This is a genomic window from Ruegeria sp. A5, from assembly GCF_056543005.1.
This window is the reverse complement of sequence record NZ_JBQGAV010000001.1, coordinates 714372-730080: the sequence shown is the minus strand read 5'-3', so window position 1 is coordinate 730080 and position 15709 is coordinate 714372. Positions and strand designations below refer to the sequence as shown.

Genomic DNA, 15709 nt, shown 5'->3' with positions numbered 1-15709 from the left:
TCTGGATTGCCTGCAGAATCCGTCAGGTCATCATTTCCTTCGTCGCGGTCAGGCTCAGCTCGGGATAATCGCGGACGACCCGGTCGATGTCCCACTGCAGCCGCGTCAGATAGACGATATCTCCATCGTGATCATGGGCAATATGCTGCTTGTTGGCGTTGACGAATTTGTCGATCTCAACCTTGTTGCCACTGACCCAACGGGCCGAGGTGAACTGAGACGCCTCAAACCGCACAGGCAGGCCGTATTCCATCTCAATCCGGCTGGCGAGCACCTCGAATTGCAGCGCACCGACGACGCCTACGATGAATCCTGACCCGATTGAGGGTTTGAAAACCTTCGCGGCACCTTCCTCGGCAAACTGCATCAGGGCCTTTTCCAGATGCTTGGCCTTCAATGGGTCACCCGCGCGCACCGTTTGCAGCAATTCCGGTGCGAAGGAGGGGATGCCGGTCACCCGGATCGCCTCACCTTCGGTCAGCGTGTCACCGATGCGCAACTGACCGTGGTTGGGAATGCCGATGATATCACCGGCCCAGGCTTCCTCGGCCAGTTCACGATCAGAGGCGAGGAACAGCACGGGGTTCGATATTGCCATCGGTTTCTTCGATCGCACATGCGTTAGCTTCATGCCGCGTTTGAAATGGCCCGAGGCCATGCGGACAAACGCCACCCGGTCGCGGTGTTTGGGATCCATATTGGCCTGCACCTTGAACACGAAACCGGCGACCTTCTTTTCATCGGGCGCGATCTGACGGGGCTCAGCCGACTGAACCTGCGGCTGCGGACCATAGGCGCCGATACCCTCCATCAGTTCCTTGACGCCAAACGAGTTGATGGCCGAACCAAACCAGATCGGCGTCATGTGCCCCTCAAGCACCGCCTGAGGGTCGAGCTTGGGCAGCAATTCGCGCGCCATCTCAACCTCTTCCAGCAGCTTGTCGAGCAATTCAACGGGCACATGCTCGGCCAGCTTAGGGTCATCCAGACCATTGATTTGGATGCTTTCGGCCACCTTGTTGCGGTCGGCGCGGTCCATCAGCTCAAGCCGGTCGCGCAGCATGTCGTAGCAGCCGATGAAATCGCGACCCACACCGATAGGCCACGCGGCTGGCGTGACGTCGATCGCCAGCATTTCCTGAATTTCGTCGATGATCTCGAACGTATCCCGGCTTTCGCGGTCCATCTTGTTACAGAAGGTCAGGATCGGCAAATCGCGCAGGCGGCAGACCTCGAACAGTTTCTGCGTCTGGCTTTCCACACCTTTCGCACCGTCAATGACCATGACGGCGGCGTCTACGGCCGTCAGGGTGCGATAGGTGTCTTCGGAGAAATCCGAGTGGCCGGGTGTGTCCACAAGATTGAACCGGAAGTTCCCGTAGTCGAATGACATGGCCGAGGCTGAGACCGAGATACCGCGATCTTTCTCCATCTGCATGAAGTCCGACCGCGTTCGCCGTGCCTCACCCTTGGCGCGCACCTGTCCAGCCATCTGGATCGCGCCGCCGTACAGCAGAAACTTTTCCGTCAGCGTCGTCTTACCCGCATCCGGGTGCGAGATGATAGCGAATGTCCGGCGACGAGCGATCTCGGGCGGCAGGGTGGGTTGGTTCGAAGTATCAAGCATAAGCGCGCGTATAGGCGGGGAATCCAACTGAGGCAAGACAAAGGGGGTGGTTCGAATCATGTGGCTGTGGCAATAAGAACATATAGTGAACAAAATATGGAGTGGACCAATGAATTTGAAAGAAATCGCAGACGAACTGGTTGCTGGATGCCGCGAGAACCGGGCCAAGGAGAACCTCGAGAAGCTTTATGCCTCGGATGCTGTTTCTGTTGAGGGACAGGATTTTGCGGGCATGGGGCGCGAGACACACGGATTGGAAGCCATTCGTGGCAAGCACGAATGGTGGGAAGGCGCTCATGAGGTATCGGGCGCGTCCGTCAGTGGCCCGTACCCGCATGGTGACGACCGTTTTGCCGTGATCTTTGAAGTGCAGGGCAAGGTGAAAGAAACCGGTGAAAGCTTTGATATGCGTGAGGTCGGTGTTTATCACGTCGCCGATGGCAAGATCGTGCGTGAAGAGTTCTTTTATTAATCCGCAAGATCCCATTCTGGCCTTCTTTGCCGGGCCGATGTTAGATGTGTGCCGAAGATAGGGAGGGTCAGAATGGACTTGGGAATTCGCGGAAAACGCGCGCTGGTTTGTGCCAGCAGCAAAGGCTTGGGATTGGGCTGTGCCGAGGCGTTGGCCGAAGCCGGCGTCGATCTTGTGATGAACGCGCGCGGAGCCGAAACGTTGGAGGCCGAAGCCACGCGTTTGCGATCATCATATGGCATTGCCGTGCAGACAGTGGCTTGTGATGTTACCACACCAGAGGGTCAGGCCGAGGTGATAAGTGCCGCGCAGGGTGCTGATATCCTTGTCACAAACGCGGGTGGCCCTCCGCCCGGCATGTGGTCAGACTGGGAGCGTGATGATTTCATCAAAGCGCTGGATGCCAATATGCTGACACCCATAGCTTTCATGAAGGCTCTGCTGCCGGGCATGATGGATAAGGGCTGGGGCCGCGTGGTGAATATCACCTCGCAGTCGGTACGCGCGCCGATTGCGGTGCTGGGCCTGTCAAATGCGGCGCGAACTGGATTAACCGGCTATGTTGCGGGCACATCGCGCCAGGTGGCACCACATGGCGTGACGATCAATAATCTGCTGCCAGGTATCCACGCCACCGACCGCGCGAACGCGCTGGATGGCGGGGTGTCAGAGCAGAAAGGTATTTCGATGGCCGAGGCACGGGCTGAACGCGCTGCAACCATCCCAGCGAGACGCTATGGCACGAGGGAAGAGTTTGGGGCGACCTGCGCGTTTCTATGCTCGCAACACGCCGGGTTCATTGTCGGGCAGAACATTTTGCTGGACGGTGGTGGCACCAATCTGACGATGTAGGTATGGCACAGAACTTTTCTCTGAAAGATCAGTTGTTCAACGCGGAAAAGGTAAGCTTTCTTGCGGGCTTGTTCGCCAAGGTTGATTCCGATTTCAAGGAAGAAGCATTCGCGGCGAAAGTGATGTCGCGTTTGCCCGAGCTTGAACTGAAAGAGCGTATGGCGTGGATTGCAGAGTGTCTGCAAGAATCGGTGCCTGGCGATTTGCCGGCAGTGGCACCGGTCATTCTGCGGGCGCTGCCGCCTCCGCTGGACCCCGCCAAAAGTGATGACGACTTCGGAGACTTTATCTTTGCGCCCTTGGGTGATTGGGTTTGTGCAATCGGCCTGGATCATCCCGCTTTGGCGCTGGATGTATTCGAAGAGTTGACCCAGAGATTTTCGATGGAATGGGCGATCCGCCCGTTCCTCAATCACCACTCCGAACTGGTCATGGCGCGGATGCAGGCTTGGTGCACGCATCCCAGCTATCACGTGCGTCGTCTGGTCAGCGAGGGCACGCGGCCGCGTTTACCGTGGGGGCAGGCCGTTGGCTTGGCAATGTCAGACCCATTGCCGTTATTGGACCGATTGCACGGGGATCGGACGCGCTATGTGACGCGCTCGGTCGCCAATCATCTGAATGATATCACCAAGAAAGACCCCGATCTGGTGCTGGAACGTCTGCGGGATTGGGGCAAGGCAGGGCGGCAGGACAAGGATGAACTGAACTGGATGACATCTCATGCATTACGAGGCCTTGTGAAATCTGGGCATCCCAAGGCGATGAAGGTGCTTGGATACGATCCCGATGCAGATATTGCGGTTGAGATTCAGGTAAACGGTCCGGCCCGGATTGGTGAAGCGCTGGAGTTTGAAACCCGCCTAAGCGGCGCAGAAGATCAGCCAGTCTTGGTCGACTATATCGTTCATTTCCAACGACCTGGCGGAAAGATCTCACCCAAGGTTCACAAGTTGAAACAGGCCGAGCTTACAGGTGGTCAGTTGACACTTAGAAAGCGGCACAAGCTGAAGGGCAATGCAACAACGTTCAAGTTGGCTCCTGGGCCGCATCGGTTGGAGATTCAAGTGAACGGCCGCGTGCACGCAGGCGTGGATTTCGACCTGCTCGCCTGAGCCCTGTCACGGTTTCGTCAGATCGGGCGCTGGTGGATTGCGTGGTGTGGATTGCTGCACTAGCTGCAAAAGACCAGTGACAAAAGGATTGCCCTGATGAAGCACGAGGCTGTGCAGAACTACTATGGTGAGGTGTTGCAAGGCAGCGCGGATTTGCAAACAAATGCCTGCTGTACTCCGGATGATATGCCGGATCACTTCAAGAAAATTCTGTCGCAAATTCATGATGATGTGCTGACACGTTACTATGGATGCGGGCTGATTGCTCCGTTGGATCTGGAGGGAATGCGTATCCTGGATCTGGGCTGTGGTGCGGGGCGCGATGTGTATGCTTTATCCGCGATGGTCGGTGAAAAGGGCCGTGTTGTCGGCGTTGACATGACGCCTGAGCAGCTCGACGTGGCGCGAGCGCATCAGGACCATCACGCGAAGGCATTCGGACATTCGGCCAGCAATGTCGAGTTTCACCACGGCTATATCGAAAAGCTGGATGAGCTGGACCTCGAACCGGGATCGTTCGATATCATCGTCTCAAACTGCGTGATCAATCTGGCGACCGACAAGGCTGCTGTGCTGCGTGGTACGCATCGGCTGCTAAAAGAGGGCGGAGAGATGTATTTCTCGGACGTCTACGCCGATCGCCGGGTGCCCAAGGCGATGGCCGAGGATGAGATCCTGTATGGCGAATGCCTGTCGGGTGCGCTCTATTGGAACGATTTTCTGTCGATGTCGCGTGCTGCCGGATTTGGCGATCCCCGTCGGGTGACGCATCGTCCTTTGACGATCGAAAACCCAATTCTCGAAGAACGGGTCGCACCGCTGAGCTTTATCTCGGCCACCTACCGTCTTTTCAAGCTGCCGGAGTTGGAGCCTGCGTGCGAGGATTACGGTCAGGCTGTGATCTACAAGGGCACAGTGCCGCATGCGCCGCATGAATTTGTACTGGATGACCACCATACGATCGAGGCCGGCAAAGTATTCCCGGTCTGTGGCAACACGTGGATGATGTTGCAAGACACCCGTTTTGCACGGCATTTTGAGTTCATCGGCGATTTTTCGACCCATTACGGGATTTTCGAAGGCTGCGGCGGGGATAGCCCGTTTGTTGTACAGGGCGAAGCTGCCTCGACCGGGTGCTGCTGATCCCTTGCGCCTGATGGGCGGGGTTGTTATCCCCGCCTAAGCCCGATGGATTTGATCGGGAAAGGCAATGGGGTCCATCGGTGACAGTGACGACAACTCCTCCTCGATTGGAAATCCGCAATCTGATTGCGCGCTTTGGCGGGCGGACGGTCGTGGATGATGTATCGTTGACCGTACACGCGGGGCAGGTGACTTGCCTGCTGGGGCCTTCGGGCTGCGGAAAGTCGACCACATTGCGGATGATCGCGGGGGTCGAAATGCAGACCTCGGGCGAGATTTACGTCGATGGCAAGCTGATCTGTGACACGGTTTTCCGCGTACCGCCCGAACGGCGCGAGATTGGGCTGATGTTTCAGGATTTTGCGCTGTTTCCACATCTCAGCGTAGCGGATAACGTCGCGTTCGGCCTGAAAGGCAGCAAAGAGCAGAAACGCGCGCGGGTCGAGGAACTGCTGACCAAGGTCGATCTGATGCGGTTCATCGATGGATTTCCGCATCAGTTATCTGGGGGTGAGCAGCAGCGGGTTGCTCTGGCGCGTGCGTTGGCCCCACGCCCGCGGATCATGCTGATGGATGAGCCGTTCTCGGGCCTCGATAACCGTCTGCGCGACGGCATTCGGGACGAAACGCTCGCAGTCCTCAAAGAAGAGGACGCTGCTGTTCTATTGGTCACGCATGAGCCGGACGAGGCGATGCGAATGGCTGATGAAATCGCGCTGATGCGGCGCGGCAAGATTGTGCAGCAGGGGGCGCCATACAATGTCTATACCCGGCCTGCAGACAAGGCAGCAGTTTCGTTTTTTAGTGATATCAATGTGTTGAAGGCTCAAGTTAATGGTGCGTTGGCGCATACTCCGTTTGGCCGTTTTCTTGCGCCCGGTGTGCCGGACGCGACCGATGTTGAAATCGTGTTTCGACCCCAGCACGTCAAGCTGGACTTCGACCGCAATGGCAAAGGGCCTGCGCCGACGCCGACAGACGGTATTGCCGCCCGAGGCGTGGTTGAGCGTGCTCGGTTTTTGGGAAATGAAAGCCTTGTCGAGTTTCGCATGGACTATGATGGCTCGATCCTGAAGGCGACGGTTCCGAACGTCTTTGTGCCCAAAGAGGGCCGTGTCATGTGGCTAACCATTCGCCGCGACCGGTGTTTTGTATTCCCGGCCTGACGCTCAAATCCTGCATTTTCATCCAAGTGGTGCGTGAAAGCCTCAGATTGCGCATGTGCATTGCTTGTCGCAGCGCTGAGGCGGGTCTATCAAGGGCAAAACGAGGGGTGGACCGGGCATGCGAATTCTTCTGACCAATGATGACGGCATCAATGCGCCGGGACTGATTGTACTTGAAGCGATCGCGGCTGAACTGGCCGGTCCCGATGGCGAGGTCTGGGTCGTCGCGCCTGCCTTTGAGCAGTCAGGCGTGGGCCATTGCATTAGCTATACCCACCCAATGATGGTCGCCAAACTAGGCGAGCGTCGCTATGCCGCCGAAGGGTCTCCGGCGGATTGCGTGTTGGCCGGTTTGCACGATGTGATGAAGGACGCCCCGCCCGATCTGGTGTTGTCAGGGGTGAACCGGGGCAACAACTCGGCTGAAAACACGCTGTATTCGGGTACTATCGGCGGCGCGATGGAGGCGGCGTTGCAGGGTGTGCCCGCGATTGCCTTGTCTCAGTATTTCGGGCCGCGCAATCTGGGGCTGGACGATCCGTTTGAGGCGGCTGCCAAATTTGGGGCCGATCTGGTGCGCCGCATTCTTGATGCGACACCCGAGCAGCAGGGCGACTATCGACTGTTCTATAATGTGAATTTTCCTCCGGTTCCCGCAGATGAGGTGCTGGGTACGCGCGTGGCCCCGCAGGGGTACCGGCGCGATACACATTTCTCGGTCGAGCCGCACAGCTCGCCCTCGGGTCGCCGGTTCCTTTGGATCAAGGGCGGGTATCAGCATAACCCGACCGCTCCGGGCACGGATGCGGCGGTCAATCTGGAAGGGTATATCTCGGTCACTCCGATGCGCGCTGATCTGACAGCATATGACACGCTCGAGGCGCTAAAGGTCATCGAATGACTGGGCCAAGCGCAGAAACCATAATGCAGTTCCTGTTTGCCCTGCGCTCGCGCGGGGTAACGGATGCACGTGTGCTGGCGGCGATGGAGCAGGTTGACCGGGGGAAGTTTGTCAAAGGCCTGTTCGCGGACCGGGCCTATGAGGACACTCCACTGCCTATTGCCTGTGGCCAGACCATCAGCCAGCCTTCGGTTGTGGGGCTGATGACGCAGGCGCTGCAGGTGCGCCCACGTGATACGGTTCTGGAGGTCGGCACCGGCTCGGGCTATCAGGCGGCGATCCTATCCAAGCTGGCGCGCCGGGTCTACACGGTTGAGCGGCACAAGAGGCTGGTGCGCGAAACGGGAGAACTGTTCCGTGAGCTGGGGCTGACGAATGTGACCGCGATGCTGTCGGATGGATCATTTGGACTGTCCGAGCAGGCCCCGTTCGACCGTATCATTGTGACCGCTGCTGCCGAAGATCCTCCGGGGCCGCTCTTGGCGCAGTTGAAAATCGGCGGTATCATGGTGTTACCCGTGGGCCAGTCGGACGCGGTGCAGACCCTAATCCGGGTCACGCGCACTGAAACCGGTCTGGACTATGACGAATTGTTGCCGGTCCGTTTTGTGCCCTTGCTTGAGGGGCTGGGAAAAGACGGAGCGTAAAGGTATATTAGAGGCGCCAGAACCCCGGAGAACAGGGGCAGGTGTTGAGGACAGTAAAATGAGAGCAGTTTCCAAATCAGCAATGCGCCGCTATGCGACAGGTGTTGCCGCGCTGGCAATTCTGGCCGGGTGTGAAGGGCCATATGACTATGACCTTCGCGGCAATGTCGGCGGGTTCTCCACTGCAGATGCCGCCCTTGCAGCGACCGCCAACCGCCCGACGCCGGATGCGCGTGGCGTGATCACCTATCCGAACTATCAGGTCGCGGTAGCCCGCCGTGGGGATACAGTTGGCGATGTCGCCACCCGGATCGGCATGCCGGTGGCCGAATTGGCCCGGTTTAACGGATTGCAGCCAAATGACAGCCTGCGTGACGGTGAAGTTCTGGCCTTGCCGCGCTCGGTCGGTGGGACGAGCAATGTTGATATTGCGACCATTGCCGGAACCGCGATTGACGAGGCACCGGACACAGGATCTGTACAGACATCGACATTGGAGCCCGCGCAACCTGCTGCGGCTCCGGCACCGGTTGCTACGGGGCCTGAGCCGATCCGGCACAAGGTCAAGCGGGGTGAGACAGCCTATACAATTTCGCGCCTCTATCAGGTGCCTGTGGAGTCTCTGGCAGAATGGAACGGTTTGGGACCAGACTTTATGGTGCGCGAAGACCAGTACCTGTTGATCCCGGTCAAGAATCAACCGGCACCTCGGGCAGCAGCGCCGGCCGCCACGGCAACTGCGGTAACCCAACCGGGGGAAGGCTCACCAACTCCTACGCCGCCGAGCGCGACGCAGCCATTGCCGGATGAGAAAGTTGCCGCGGCAACGCCTGCGCCGGATATCACAGCCGAGGCCCCGACCAATTCGGGAAGCTCGGCGCTGGCAAGCCCGGTGAGCGGCACCATCATTCGGACCTACAAGAAGGGTAAGAATGAGGGGATAGATATCGCCGCAGCGCCAGGCGCGTCGGTCAGTGCGGCCGAGGCAGGCACGGTCGCCGCGATCACCGCGGATGCGGATCAGGTTCCGATCATCGTTGTGAAACACAACAATGACTTGCTGACTGTTTATGCCAATGTCGACAATATCACCATCAAGAAAGGTGATCGGGTGCGACGGGGACAAAAGATCGCCTCGCTTCGCGGGGGCGACAATGCATATGTGCACTTCGAAGTGCGCAAAGGGTTCGAGTCGGTTGATCCCGAGCCTTACCTGAAGTGACCGAAATGGCCCGTTCCGGGCCATGCCTCCGGCGGAGGTATTTGGGGCCAGATGAAGGACGGATCACGCATTGGGATCGTAGTCGCTGAGCCGTTTACCTGGTTCGTCGATAAAGAGTTCCGGCAGAGGCGTGACGTTTTCTATCAGGTCGATGCGGAAGACCCGGAAGTCATCGCGCAGTTCGCACCAGGCGGTCAGTGTCCAGACACGGCCCCAGTATTCCATATGTAGCGGTCGGATGGTGCGTTCGGTCAGCGCGCCGTCAATGCGACGGTAGCTGAGCTGCAATTTCTGGCGCGATTTGATCGCGGCGCGGATCGGGGCCATATGTGCCATTCCGCGTACGACATCAGCGAAGGGATAGACCGCGAATTTCCAGCTGTCGGCCTCGGCAATGACCTGCGTGGGCAAGACGGCGTCGATTTTCTCGGCCAGAGATTCCGCGGCGGATTTAAGATCGGGATCGGCGGCCTCGGCAACGATCGCCATGCCGAGGTTCAGAGCCTCAAGCTCGGCGGGTGTCAGGTTTAGCGGGGGCAGCGTGATCTGTTCACGCACCATGTAACCTACGCCGCGTTCGCCTTCTACAGGAACGCCCGAGGCCACCAACGTGTCCATATCGCGATAGATCGTACGGACCGACACCTCAAGTCGGTCCGCGATGTCCTGCGCGCGGTGCAAGTTACCATCGCGCAGGATCTGTATGATGTCGAACAGGCGGTCAGTGCGGCGCATGACACGCCGTCTGAGCCGCCCTTAGGCGGTCATGTTCCATAGCACGGTCTCGTGACGCATCTGGGCGCTGTCGGGGTTGATTGCCGCCATCAGAGCGGGTGCAAAATCCTGTTGCATGAATGCAGCAGCGGCATCCTTTGCGGATTTCATATCGGTCCAGACGACATAGTCGGTCCAGCGGCCATCTTCGCCATGGCTTAGCTGGCGGTGGGTAAAGCCGGGAGCCGCGCGGACGAAGGCTTCGGAGGCTTGGCTTAGCCTGACGAACTGTTCGGGCTTTGTGCCGTCGGCAAGGGTAAAGGTGACGATTTCTGCGACATGGGTCATGTGGTTCTCCGTAGACCAGGTTTCGATATCGTCCTTCTAGGTGATATCAACTGACATAAACCTGTCAGTTGAGAAATGCGAGTCCGCAAAAAACGCATGATCCGTTCAATTTTGCGCGCGGATTTGATCTGTCGCACTTTTGCTGATGCCCGTACGGGCGTAGACACGGGGCCAGACATATTCACGGCGCGCTGCGCCGACGTAGAAGGAGACAAGTCATGCTCAACAATATTGGCCTTCCGGGTATCCTGCTGATTGCTGTTGTGGTTCTCGTCCTGTTTGGACGCGGTAAGATCAGCTCGCTGATGGGTGAAGTGGGTAAAGGCATTACCTCGTTCAAAAAAGGCATCAAGGAAGGTTCGGAAGAGCTGGAACAAGACGCGTCTGAGCTGGCCAAAGACGTCACGCCTGAGACTGACAAAGACAAGGTCTGAGCCTAGATGTTTGATCTGGGCTGGACCGAGCTTCTGGTCATCGGCATCGTCGCGTTGATCGTGGTGGGGCCAAAGGACCTGCCTGTGCTGTTCCGCAATGTCGGACGGTTCGTCGGCAAGGCGCGCGGCATGGCGCGCGAATTCAGCACTGCAATGAACGAGGCTGCGGACGAAGCAGGCGTCAATGAGATCAAGAAGGGCCTGAACGCGGCGACCAACCCGGTTAGTACAGCGATGGACGGGATCAACGAAGCCGCGCGCGACGTGGCCAAATCCATCGACCCAACCAAGTTCGACCCTGACAGCGAGACCGGCAAGCTGGCCACCGAGCGAGCAGAGCAAGCCAAGAAGATCCAAGCCACAACGGCGCGCGCTGCCGCTGAACGCAAGGCCAAGGAAGCCGCGGATGCGCTGGCCAAGGCGGAAGAGGCCGAAGCAGCGCTGAAAACCGAAAGCAAGACATGACCAAGACCGACGAGATCGAGGACAGCTCGGCACCCCTGATCGAGCACCTGGCCGAGCTACGTACGCGGCTGATCCACTGCGTTGTGGCGTTTCTGATCGGTATGATCATCTGTTTCACCGTGGCCACGCCACTGTTCAACTTCCTCACGCAACCGCTATGTGAGGTGCTGACCGAGCGTGGACAGGATTGCGGGCTGATCTTCATCTCGCCGCAGGAAGGGTTCTTTGTAGCGATCAAGGTTTCGCTGCTGGGCGGGTTCATTCTGGCCTTTCCCTATATCGGGATGCAGATGTGGAGGTTCGTGGCGCCGGGCCTGTATAAGTCGGAAAAGAACGCGTTTCTGCCGTTCATGCTGGCCTCTCCCTTCATGTTCCTGCTGGGCGCAAGCTTCGCTTTTTATGTGGTCACGCCATTGGCCTATGACTTCTTCCTCGGTTTCCAGCAATTTGGAGCGGAAGGGGAAGCTGTAGCAGAAGGCGCAACCGCACCTTTGAGCGTGGTGTTTCAGGGTTCGGCGCAGGAATATCTCAACCTGACCATCAAGTTCATCGTGGCCTTTGGCCTGTGCTTTCAATTGCCCGTATTGCTGACACTGATGGGTAAGGCCGGACTTGTCAGTGCCGAAGGTCTGGGGGCAGTGCGGAAATATGCGGTGGTAGGCATTCTGGTGTTAGCTGCGATTGTCACACCGCCGGACGTGATCACCCAGATCATCCTCTTTGTCGTAGTTTACGGGCTCTATGAAATTTCAATATTCCTGGTCGCCCGTGTCGAGAAGAAGCGCGAAGAACAGTTGCGCGCCGATGGATACTACGACGATGAAGAGGCCGAAGCCGACGCAGACGTGATGCAGGATTACGAAGAGAACAAGTAACCTATTCCAATAGCTTTAAAGGCGCGCCCAAGGTAGGCGCGCCTTTTTCAATTGTTACTCTTGTTGTGTTGATCGGAACATGGTTGAACTCCACCAGAACATCCCGGAGGAGCCGATGGACGACCAAGCCCTGAATCGCATTGCGGACGCGTTGGAACGCATGGCGCCCGCGCCGCTGGCGACACCTGATTTCAATGCGGCCCCGGCTTTCGTCTGGCATGTCGAGCCTGACCGGCTGGAACCCGTCACACAGGTCAATCGGGTCGACCTTGATCTATTGGTGGGGATCAACCGCTCCCGCGATACGTTGCTGGACAACACGCGCCGCTTTGCTGCGGGTTACAAGGCTAATAACGCGCTCTTGTGGGGCGCGCGCGGAATGGGGAAATCCAGCCTCGTCAAAGCGGTGCACGGTACGTTGCAGGATGAGCATCCTGACCTGAAACTGGTCGAATTGCAGCGCGAGGATATGGGCTCGGTCGCGCGTTTGCTGAACCACCTGCGTGCCGCGCCGCACAGGTTCATCCTGTTTTGCGATGATTTGTCGTTCAGCCACGATGATCAGCATTACAAATCGCTCAAGGCCGTGCTGGACGGCGGTATCGAAGGTCGCCCGGAAAACGTTGTGTTCTACGCCACATCAAACCGCCGCCACCTGATGCCGCGCGACATGATCGAAAACGAACGCTCCAGCGCCATTAATCCGTCCGAGGCGGTCGAGGAGAAGGTCTCACTCTCTGACCGTTTCGGCCTGTGGCTGGGGTTCCACCCCTGCGATCAGGACGAATATCTAGCGATGATCGATCGCTACTGCGCCGCTCATGGCGTCAAGGTTGATCCCGAAACTCTGCGCGCCGAAGCCATCGAGTGGCAAGCCACACGGGGGGCACGCTCGGGCCGCGTCGCCTGGCAATTCTTCGTCGACCTCGCCGGGCGAAACGGCGTCCATATCGGTTAGTCCGCGCGCTTCATCTGGCCAGAAATACCTCCGCCGGAGGCATGGCCCGTCAGGGCCATTCTCACAACAGTGCTATAATCCGCGCCGCCTCATCCGCAGTGCTGGTTAATACATCCCGATCCTCACCGGGATGGAAACGTGCACGGACAGCGGTCGGCATCGGTGCAGGCTCAACAATCGATACGCGCGGTCCCGTCCGTGCGGTCTCGGTCGCCCAACTGCGAGCCAGCGCCATCTGTGCCGCTTTGGTGGCGCCGTAGATGCCATAGAACTTCTCGCCTGCCTTCGGGTCATCGAAGAACACGGCATGGCCAGTTTCGCCCAACAAAGGCGCGACATACGGGATCAGAACCGAGGTGGCGTTTGCATTGATGCTGACTGCCTTGTTCCATTCCTTCGGATCAACGAAATGCACTGGCGTCAGGGCTGAGGTATGGATTGCAGTATGCAACCACAAATCGATCTTGCCCCAGCGATCGTGAATGCTCCGGCACAGGGTCGCCATCGCATTGGGATCGGTGATGTCCATGGGGGCCAGAGTGGCCGAGCCACCCTTTGCCTGGATGCGGTCATCCAGCTCTTCCAGCCCGCCCTGAGTGCGAGCGACAGCGACGATGTGATAGTCGGGGGCCAGCGCTTCGGCCAGCGCCGCGCCCAACCCACGAGAAGCCCCGGTGATAAGGGCGATTTTGGTCTGATCGGTCATGAGGGGGGTTTGAACCTGCACGCGCAGGGCGTCAAGTCAGGATCAGCTGCCGGGGATGTCGATCCTTCGGTTCTGGCCGCTTTGTCGCAGCACAACACCATTTTCATCAATGGCGACGACCTTACCCGGGCCGACACGACTGCCGGGTTTCACTTTCTTAATGCGCCCCGACGACATGCGGACCAGGGCTTGCAGGTCCGCCTTGGGCCCAAAAATGCCCAATACCGAGACCGCGTTCTTCTTGAGCGCCCCCGCCTGTGTGGCGGAGCTTTTCACCGCTGCGTTTGCCATGATCTGTGGCCGAGCTGCGCGCCCGGACCCCGTTTTGTGAGTGGTTTTCGGCATTCGGGTAACACGGGATTTGCCGGACCAAAAGGCCGGCAGCACTCGGTTCGGAGCGGTTCGAATGCCGCATACCGAACCCTTTGCAAATGCAGCCTGTTCAGCAATAGGTTGTCGGCGGATTCTGACCTATGGCGGCTAGCGCAAGTCTCTTGGCCGACGCCTCAGGACAAAGCGATTCGCCCGATCACCCCGAGGCCAGTTTCGCCGCGTTCCACGAACTGCCGACCACCTGCATATCTTCACGCTTTTTGCTGACCCGACTGCTGTTTTCTAGGCTGCCCAGATATTCCTCATCGACGCCGGTGACGTAGTTGCCGTCAAAGCAGGAACAGTCAAAAGCTTCGATCTCGGGGTTGCCTTCCTTGGCAGCCCAGATCAGATCGTCGAGATGTTGGTAGAACAGCGCATCCGCACCCAGTTCTTCGCGAATCTCCTCGATCTCTTTGCCATTCGCGACAAGCTCGTGTCGGGTGGGCATATCGATGCCATAGACATTGGGGTATTTCACCGGGGGCGAGGCGCTGGCGATGTAGACCTTTTTGGCGCCGGCCTCACGGCACATCTGGACGATCTTTTTGATTGTATTGCCGCGCACGATCGAATCATCGATCAGAAGTACGTTATGACCGTCAAACTCCAAAGGCACCGCGTTCAGTTTGCGACGCACGGATTTCTGCCGTTCTTCCTGGCCCGGCATGATGAAGGTGCGGCCAACATAACGGTTCTTCACAAGCCCCTCGCGATAGGGAATGCCTGTGATCTTTGCGGCCTCAAGCGCGACAGGGCGGGCGCTATCTGGCACAGGGATGATCCGGTCGATCTCAAGTCCCGAGTCCTGAATTTGCTTGGCCAGCGTCTGCCCCATGCGCATCTGGGTTTTGTAAACCGACACCCCATCCAGCAGCGAATCTGGTCGGGCCAGATAGACATACTCGAAGATGCAGGGCGTCAGTTTACCTTCAACGGCCTGGAACTCGTGCATATTGCCGTCGAGGTCGATAAGGATCGCCTCGCCGGGACCTAGGTCGCGCAGCTTGTCAAAACCGTTGATGCCGAATGCCACATCTTCGGACGCAAAGGCATAATCATCGCCGTCACCAGTTGCGGCACGCTTGGCAACAGACAAAGGTCGGATGCCGTAAGGATCGCGGAAGGCCAGCATCCCTACGCCCGCGACGAGGCAGATCACCGAATACGCCCCCTGAACCCGCTCCATCGTCATTTTGACACCGGCAAACAGGTTGCGGATCGGATCAGCATTACCATTGACCTTGATCGCATCCGCGACCTTGTCGGCCAGTACGTTCAGAAGGACCTCGGAATCCGAGGTGGTGCGCAGGTGACGGCTGTATTTCGCGGTAACCTTTTCGCGCTGTTCTTCGGTATTGGTGATGTTGCCGTTGTGAACCAGATAGATGCCATAAGGCGCGTTCACGAAAAATGGTTGCGCCTCGGCCGCGCTGAGCGAGCCAGCGGTTGGATAGCGGACATGGCCCATGCCGACCTTTCCCAACAGGGTTTCGGCGTCACTGGCATTGAACACGTCTTTGACGAGACCATTTGCTTTCTTCTCACGGAAGAACTCGCCGTTGTAGGTGACGATCCCCGAGGCGTCCTGACCTCGGTGCTGAAGCATCAGCAAGCCGTCATAGATTTCCGCAAAGACATCATGTGTCCGGCTTGCGATCCCCAAAATCCCACACATACACGGGCTCCAAT

General features: G+C 58.2%; 18 protein-coding genes. 12 read left to right on the top strand and 6 right to left on the bottom strand.

Annotated features, from left to right (window positions below):
• Window positions 1–22: 22 nt before the first annotated feature.
• A complete protein-coding gene (locus tag ACR0AY_RS03685) occupies window positions 23–1627 on the bottom strand; it encodes a peptide chain release factor 3 (protein WP_170509564.1) in 1605 nt (534 codons plus the stop codon).
• A gap of 109 nt (window positions 1628–1736) precedes the next feature.
• Here ACR0AY_RS03685 and ACR0AY_RS03680 point away from each other — a divergent pair, with 109 nt between their 5' ends.
• The 8 genes from ACR0AY_RS03680 (at window position 1737) to ACR0AY_RS03645 (ending at window position 9145) form a co-directional block, all read left to right on the top strand.
• Window positions 1737–2099 carry a SnoaL-like domain-containing protein gene (locus tag ACR0AY_RS03680; RefSeq protein WP_170396787.1) on the top strand — a complete coding sequence of 121 codons (363 nt, stop codon included), beginning with the start codon at window positions 1737–1739 and terminating at the stop codon, window positions 2097–2099.
• 72 nt (window positions 2100–2171) lie between these two features.
• Window positions 2172–2951, top strand: coding sequence for an SDR family oxidoreductase (locus tag ACR0AY_RS03675; RefSeq protein WP_170509566.1), 780 nt, complete (start codon window positions 2172–2174; stop codon window positions 2949–2951).
• 2 nt (window positions 2952–2953) lie between these two features.
• Window positions 2954–4066, top strand: coding sequence for a hypothetical protein (locus tag ACR0AY_RS03670; protein ID WP_170509570.1), 1113 nt, complete (start codon window positions 2954–2956; stop codon window positions 4064–4066).
• 96 nt (window positions 4067–4162) lie between these two features.
• Complete coding sequence (locus ACR0AY_RS03665; protein WP_170509573.1) at window positions 4163–5209, top strand: methyltransferase domain-containing protein; 1047 nt, start codon at window positions 4163–4165, stop codon at window positions 5207–5209.
• Window positions 5210–5289: 80 nt separating this feature from the next.
• Complete coding sequence (locus ACR0AY_RS03660; RefSeq protein WP_170396795.1) at window positions 5290–6375, top strand: ABC transporter ATP-binding protein; 1086 nt, start codon at window positions 5290–5292, stop codon at window positions 6373–6375.
• A 118-nt stretch (window positions 6376–6493) separates the two neighbouring features.
• Window positions 6494–7276, top strand: coding sequence for a 5'/3'-nucleotidase SurE (gene surE, locus ACR0AY_RS03655; RefSeq protein ID WP_170406170.1), 783 nt, complete (start codon window positions 6494–6496; stop codon window positions 7274–7276).
• A complete protein-coding gene (locus ACR0AY_RS03650; protein WP_170421982.1) occupies window positions 7273–7923 on the top strand; it encodes a protein-L-isoaspartate(D-aspartate) O-methyltransferase in 651 nt (216 codons plus the stop codon). The genes surE and ACR0AY_RS03650 overlap by 4 nt, the downstream gene beginning before the upstream one ends.
• A gap of 58 nt (window positions 7924–7981) precedes the next feature.
• Window positions 7982–9145: a peptidoglycan DD-metalloendopeptidase family protein gene (locus ACR0AY_RS03645; protein ID WP_170406164.1), complete on the top strand. Its 1164-nt coding sequence runs from the start codon at window positions 7982–7984 to the stop codon at window positions 9143–9145.
• Between the two features lie 63 nt (window positions 9146–9208).
• Here ACR0AY_RS03645 and ACR0AY_RS03640 read toward each other — a convergent pair whose 3' ends face one another.
• Entirely contained in the window at window positions 9209–9880 is a 672-nt protein-coding gene (locus ACR0AY_RS03640; protein WP_170509576.1) for a helix-turn-helix transcriptional regulator, read from the bottom strand.
• A 21-nt stretch (window positions 9881–9901) separates the two neighbouring features.
• The gene (locus tag ACR0AY_RS03635) at window positions 9902–10207 is read right to left on the bottom strand and encodes a hypothetical protein (RefSeq protein ID WP_170406158.1); all 306 of its coding nucleotides are present in this window, start codon (window positions 10205–10207) and stop codon (window positions 9902–9904) included.
• 218 nt (window positions 10208–10425) lie between these two features.
• Here ACR0AY_RS03635 and ACR0AY_RS03630 point away from each other — a divergent pair, with 218 nt between their 5' ends.
• The 4 genes from ACR0AY_RS03630 (at window position 10426) to ACR0AY_RS03615 (ending at window position 12939) form a co-directional block, all read left to right on the top strand.
• Window positions 10426–10641 (top strand): twin-arginine translocase TatA/TatE family subunit, encoded by a 216-nt coding sequence (locus tag ACR0AY_RS03630; protein WP_010440381.1) that lies wholly within the window; start codon window positions 10426–10428, stop codon window positions 10639–10641.
• A 6-nt stretch (window positions 10642–10647) separates the two neighbouring features.
• Window positions 10648–11106 carry a Sec-independent protein translocase protein TatB gene (gene tatB, locus ACR0AY_RS03625; protein ID WP_170396807.1) on the top strand — a complete coding sequence of 153 codons (459 nt, stop codon included), beginning with the start codon at window positions 10648–10650 and terminating at the stop codon, window positions 11104–11106.
• Complete coding sequence (gene tatC, locus ACR0AY_RS03620; RefSeq protein ID WP_170396809.1) at window positions 11103–11981, top strand: twin-arginine translocase subunit TatC; 879 nt, start codon at window positions 11103–11105, stop codon at window positions 11979–11981. The genes tatB and tatC overlap by 4 nt, the downstream gene beginning before the upstream one ends.
• Window positions 11982–12096: 115 nt before the next feature.
• A complete protein-coding gene (locus tag ACR0AY_RS03615) occupies window positions 12097–12939 on the top strand; it encodes an ATP-binding protein (protein ID WP_170396985.1) in 843 nt (280 codons plus the stop codon).
• 61 nt (window positions 12940–13000) lie between these two features.
• Here the strand turns inward: ACR0AY_RS03615 and ACR0AY_RS03610 are convergent, their stop codons facing one another.
• From ACR0AY_RS03610 to purF, 3 genes are all read right to left on the bottom strand, one after another.
• Window positions 13001–13645, bottom strand: coding sequence for an SDR family NAD(P)-dependent oxidoreductase (locus ACR0AY_RS03610; protein ID WP_170509579.1), 645 nt, complete (start codon window positions 13643–13645; stop codon window positions 13001–13003).
• A gap of 42 nt (window positions 13646–13687) precedes the next feature.
• On the bottom strand, window positions 13688–13936 hold the full coding sequence (locus ACR0AY_RS03605; RefSeq protein WP_170509582.1) for a hypothetical protein: 249 nt from the start codon (window positions 13934–13936) through the stop codon (window positions 13688–13690).
• 238 nt (window positions 13937–14174) lie between these two features.
• A complete protein-coding gene (gene purF, locus ACR0AY_RS03600) occupies window positions 14175–15695 on the bottom strand; it encodes an amidophosphoribosyltransferase (RefSeq protein WP_170396815.1) in 1521 nt (506 codons plus the stop codon).
• Window positions 15696–15709: the final 14 nt, after the last annotated feature.

Bases quoted from the DNA above. Each gene is read 5' to 3' on its own strand.
- ACR0AY_RS03665 (WP_170509573.1), top strand. From the start codon at position 4,163: ATGAAGCACGAGGCTGTGCAGAACTACTATGGTGAGGTGTTGCAAGGC.
- purF (WP_170396815.1), bottom strand. From the start codon at position 15,695: ATGTGTGGGATTTTGGGGATCGCAAGCCGGACACATGATGTCTTTGCG.
- surE (WP_170406170.1), top strand. From the start codon at position 6,494: ATGCGAATTCTTCTGACCAATGATGACGGCATCAATGCGCCGGGACTG.
- ACR0AY_RS03630 (WP_010440381.1), top strand. From the start codon at position 10,426: ATGCTCAACAATATTGGCCTTCCGGGTATCCTGCTGATTGCTGTTGTG.
- ACR0AY_RS03645 (WP_170406164.1), top strand. From the start codon at position 7,982: ATGAGAGCAGTTTCCAAATCAGCAATGCGCCGCTATGCGACAGGTGTT.
- tatB (WP_170396807.1), top strand. From the start codon at position 10,648: ATGTTTGATCTGGGCTGGACCGAGCTTCTGGTCATCGGCATCGTCGCG.
- ACR0AY_RS03680 (WP_170396787.1), top strand. From the start codon at position 1,737: ATGAATTTGAAAGAAATCGCAGACGAACTGGTTGCTGGATGCCGCGAG.
- ACR0AY_RS03675 (WP_170509566.1), top strand. From the start codon at position 2,172: ATGGACTTGGGAATTCGCGGAAAACGCGCGCTGGTTTGTGCCAGCAGC.
- ACR0AY_RS03605 (WP_170509582.1), bottom strand. From the start codon at position 13,936: ATGGCAAACGCAGCGGTGAAAAGCTCCGCCACACAGGCGGGGGCGCTC.
- ACR0AY_RS03635 (WP_170406158.1), bottom strand. From the start codon at position 10,207: ATGACCCATGTCGCAGAAATCGTCACCTTTACCCTTGCCGACGGCACA.
- ACR0AY_RS03670 (WP_170509570.1), top strand. From the start codon at position 2,954: ATGGCACAGAACTTTTCTCTGAAAGATCAGTTGTTCAACGCGGAAAAG.
- ACR0AY_RS03610 (WP_170509579.1), bottom strand. From the start codon at position 13,645: ATGACCGATCAGACCAAAATCGCCCTTATCACCGGGGCTTCTCGTGGG.
- ACR0AY_RS03615 (WP_170396985.1), top strand. From the start codon at position 12,097: ATGGACGACCAAGCCCTGAATCGCATTGCGGACGCGTTGGAACGCATG.
- ACR0AY_RS03685 (WP_170509564.1), bottom strand. From the start codon at position 1,627: ATGCTTGATACTTCGAACCAACCCACCCTGCCGCCCGAGATCGCTCGT.
- tatC (WP_170396809.1), top strand. From the start codon at position 11,103: ATGACCAAGACCGACGAGATCGAGGACAGCTCGGCACCCCTGATCGAG.
- ACR0AY_RS03640 (WP_170509576.1), bottom strand. From the start codon at position 9,880: ATGCGCCGCACTGACCGCCTGTTCGACATCATACAGATCCTGCGCGAT.
- ACR0AY_RS03650 (WP_170421982.1), top strand. From the start codon at position 7,273: ATGACTGGGCCAAGCGCAGAAACCATAATGCAGTTCCTGTTTGCCCTG.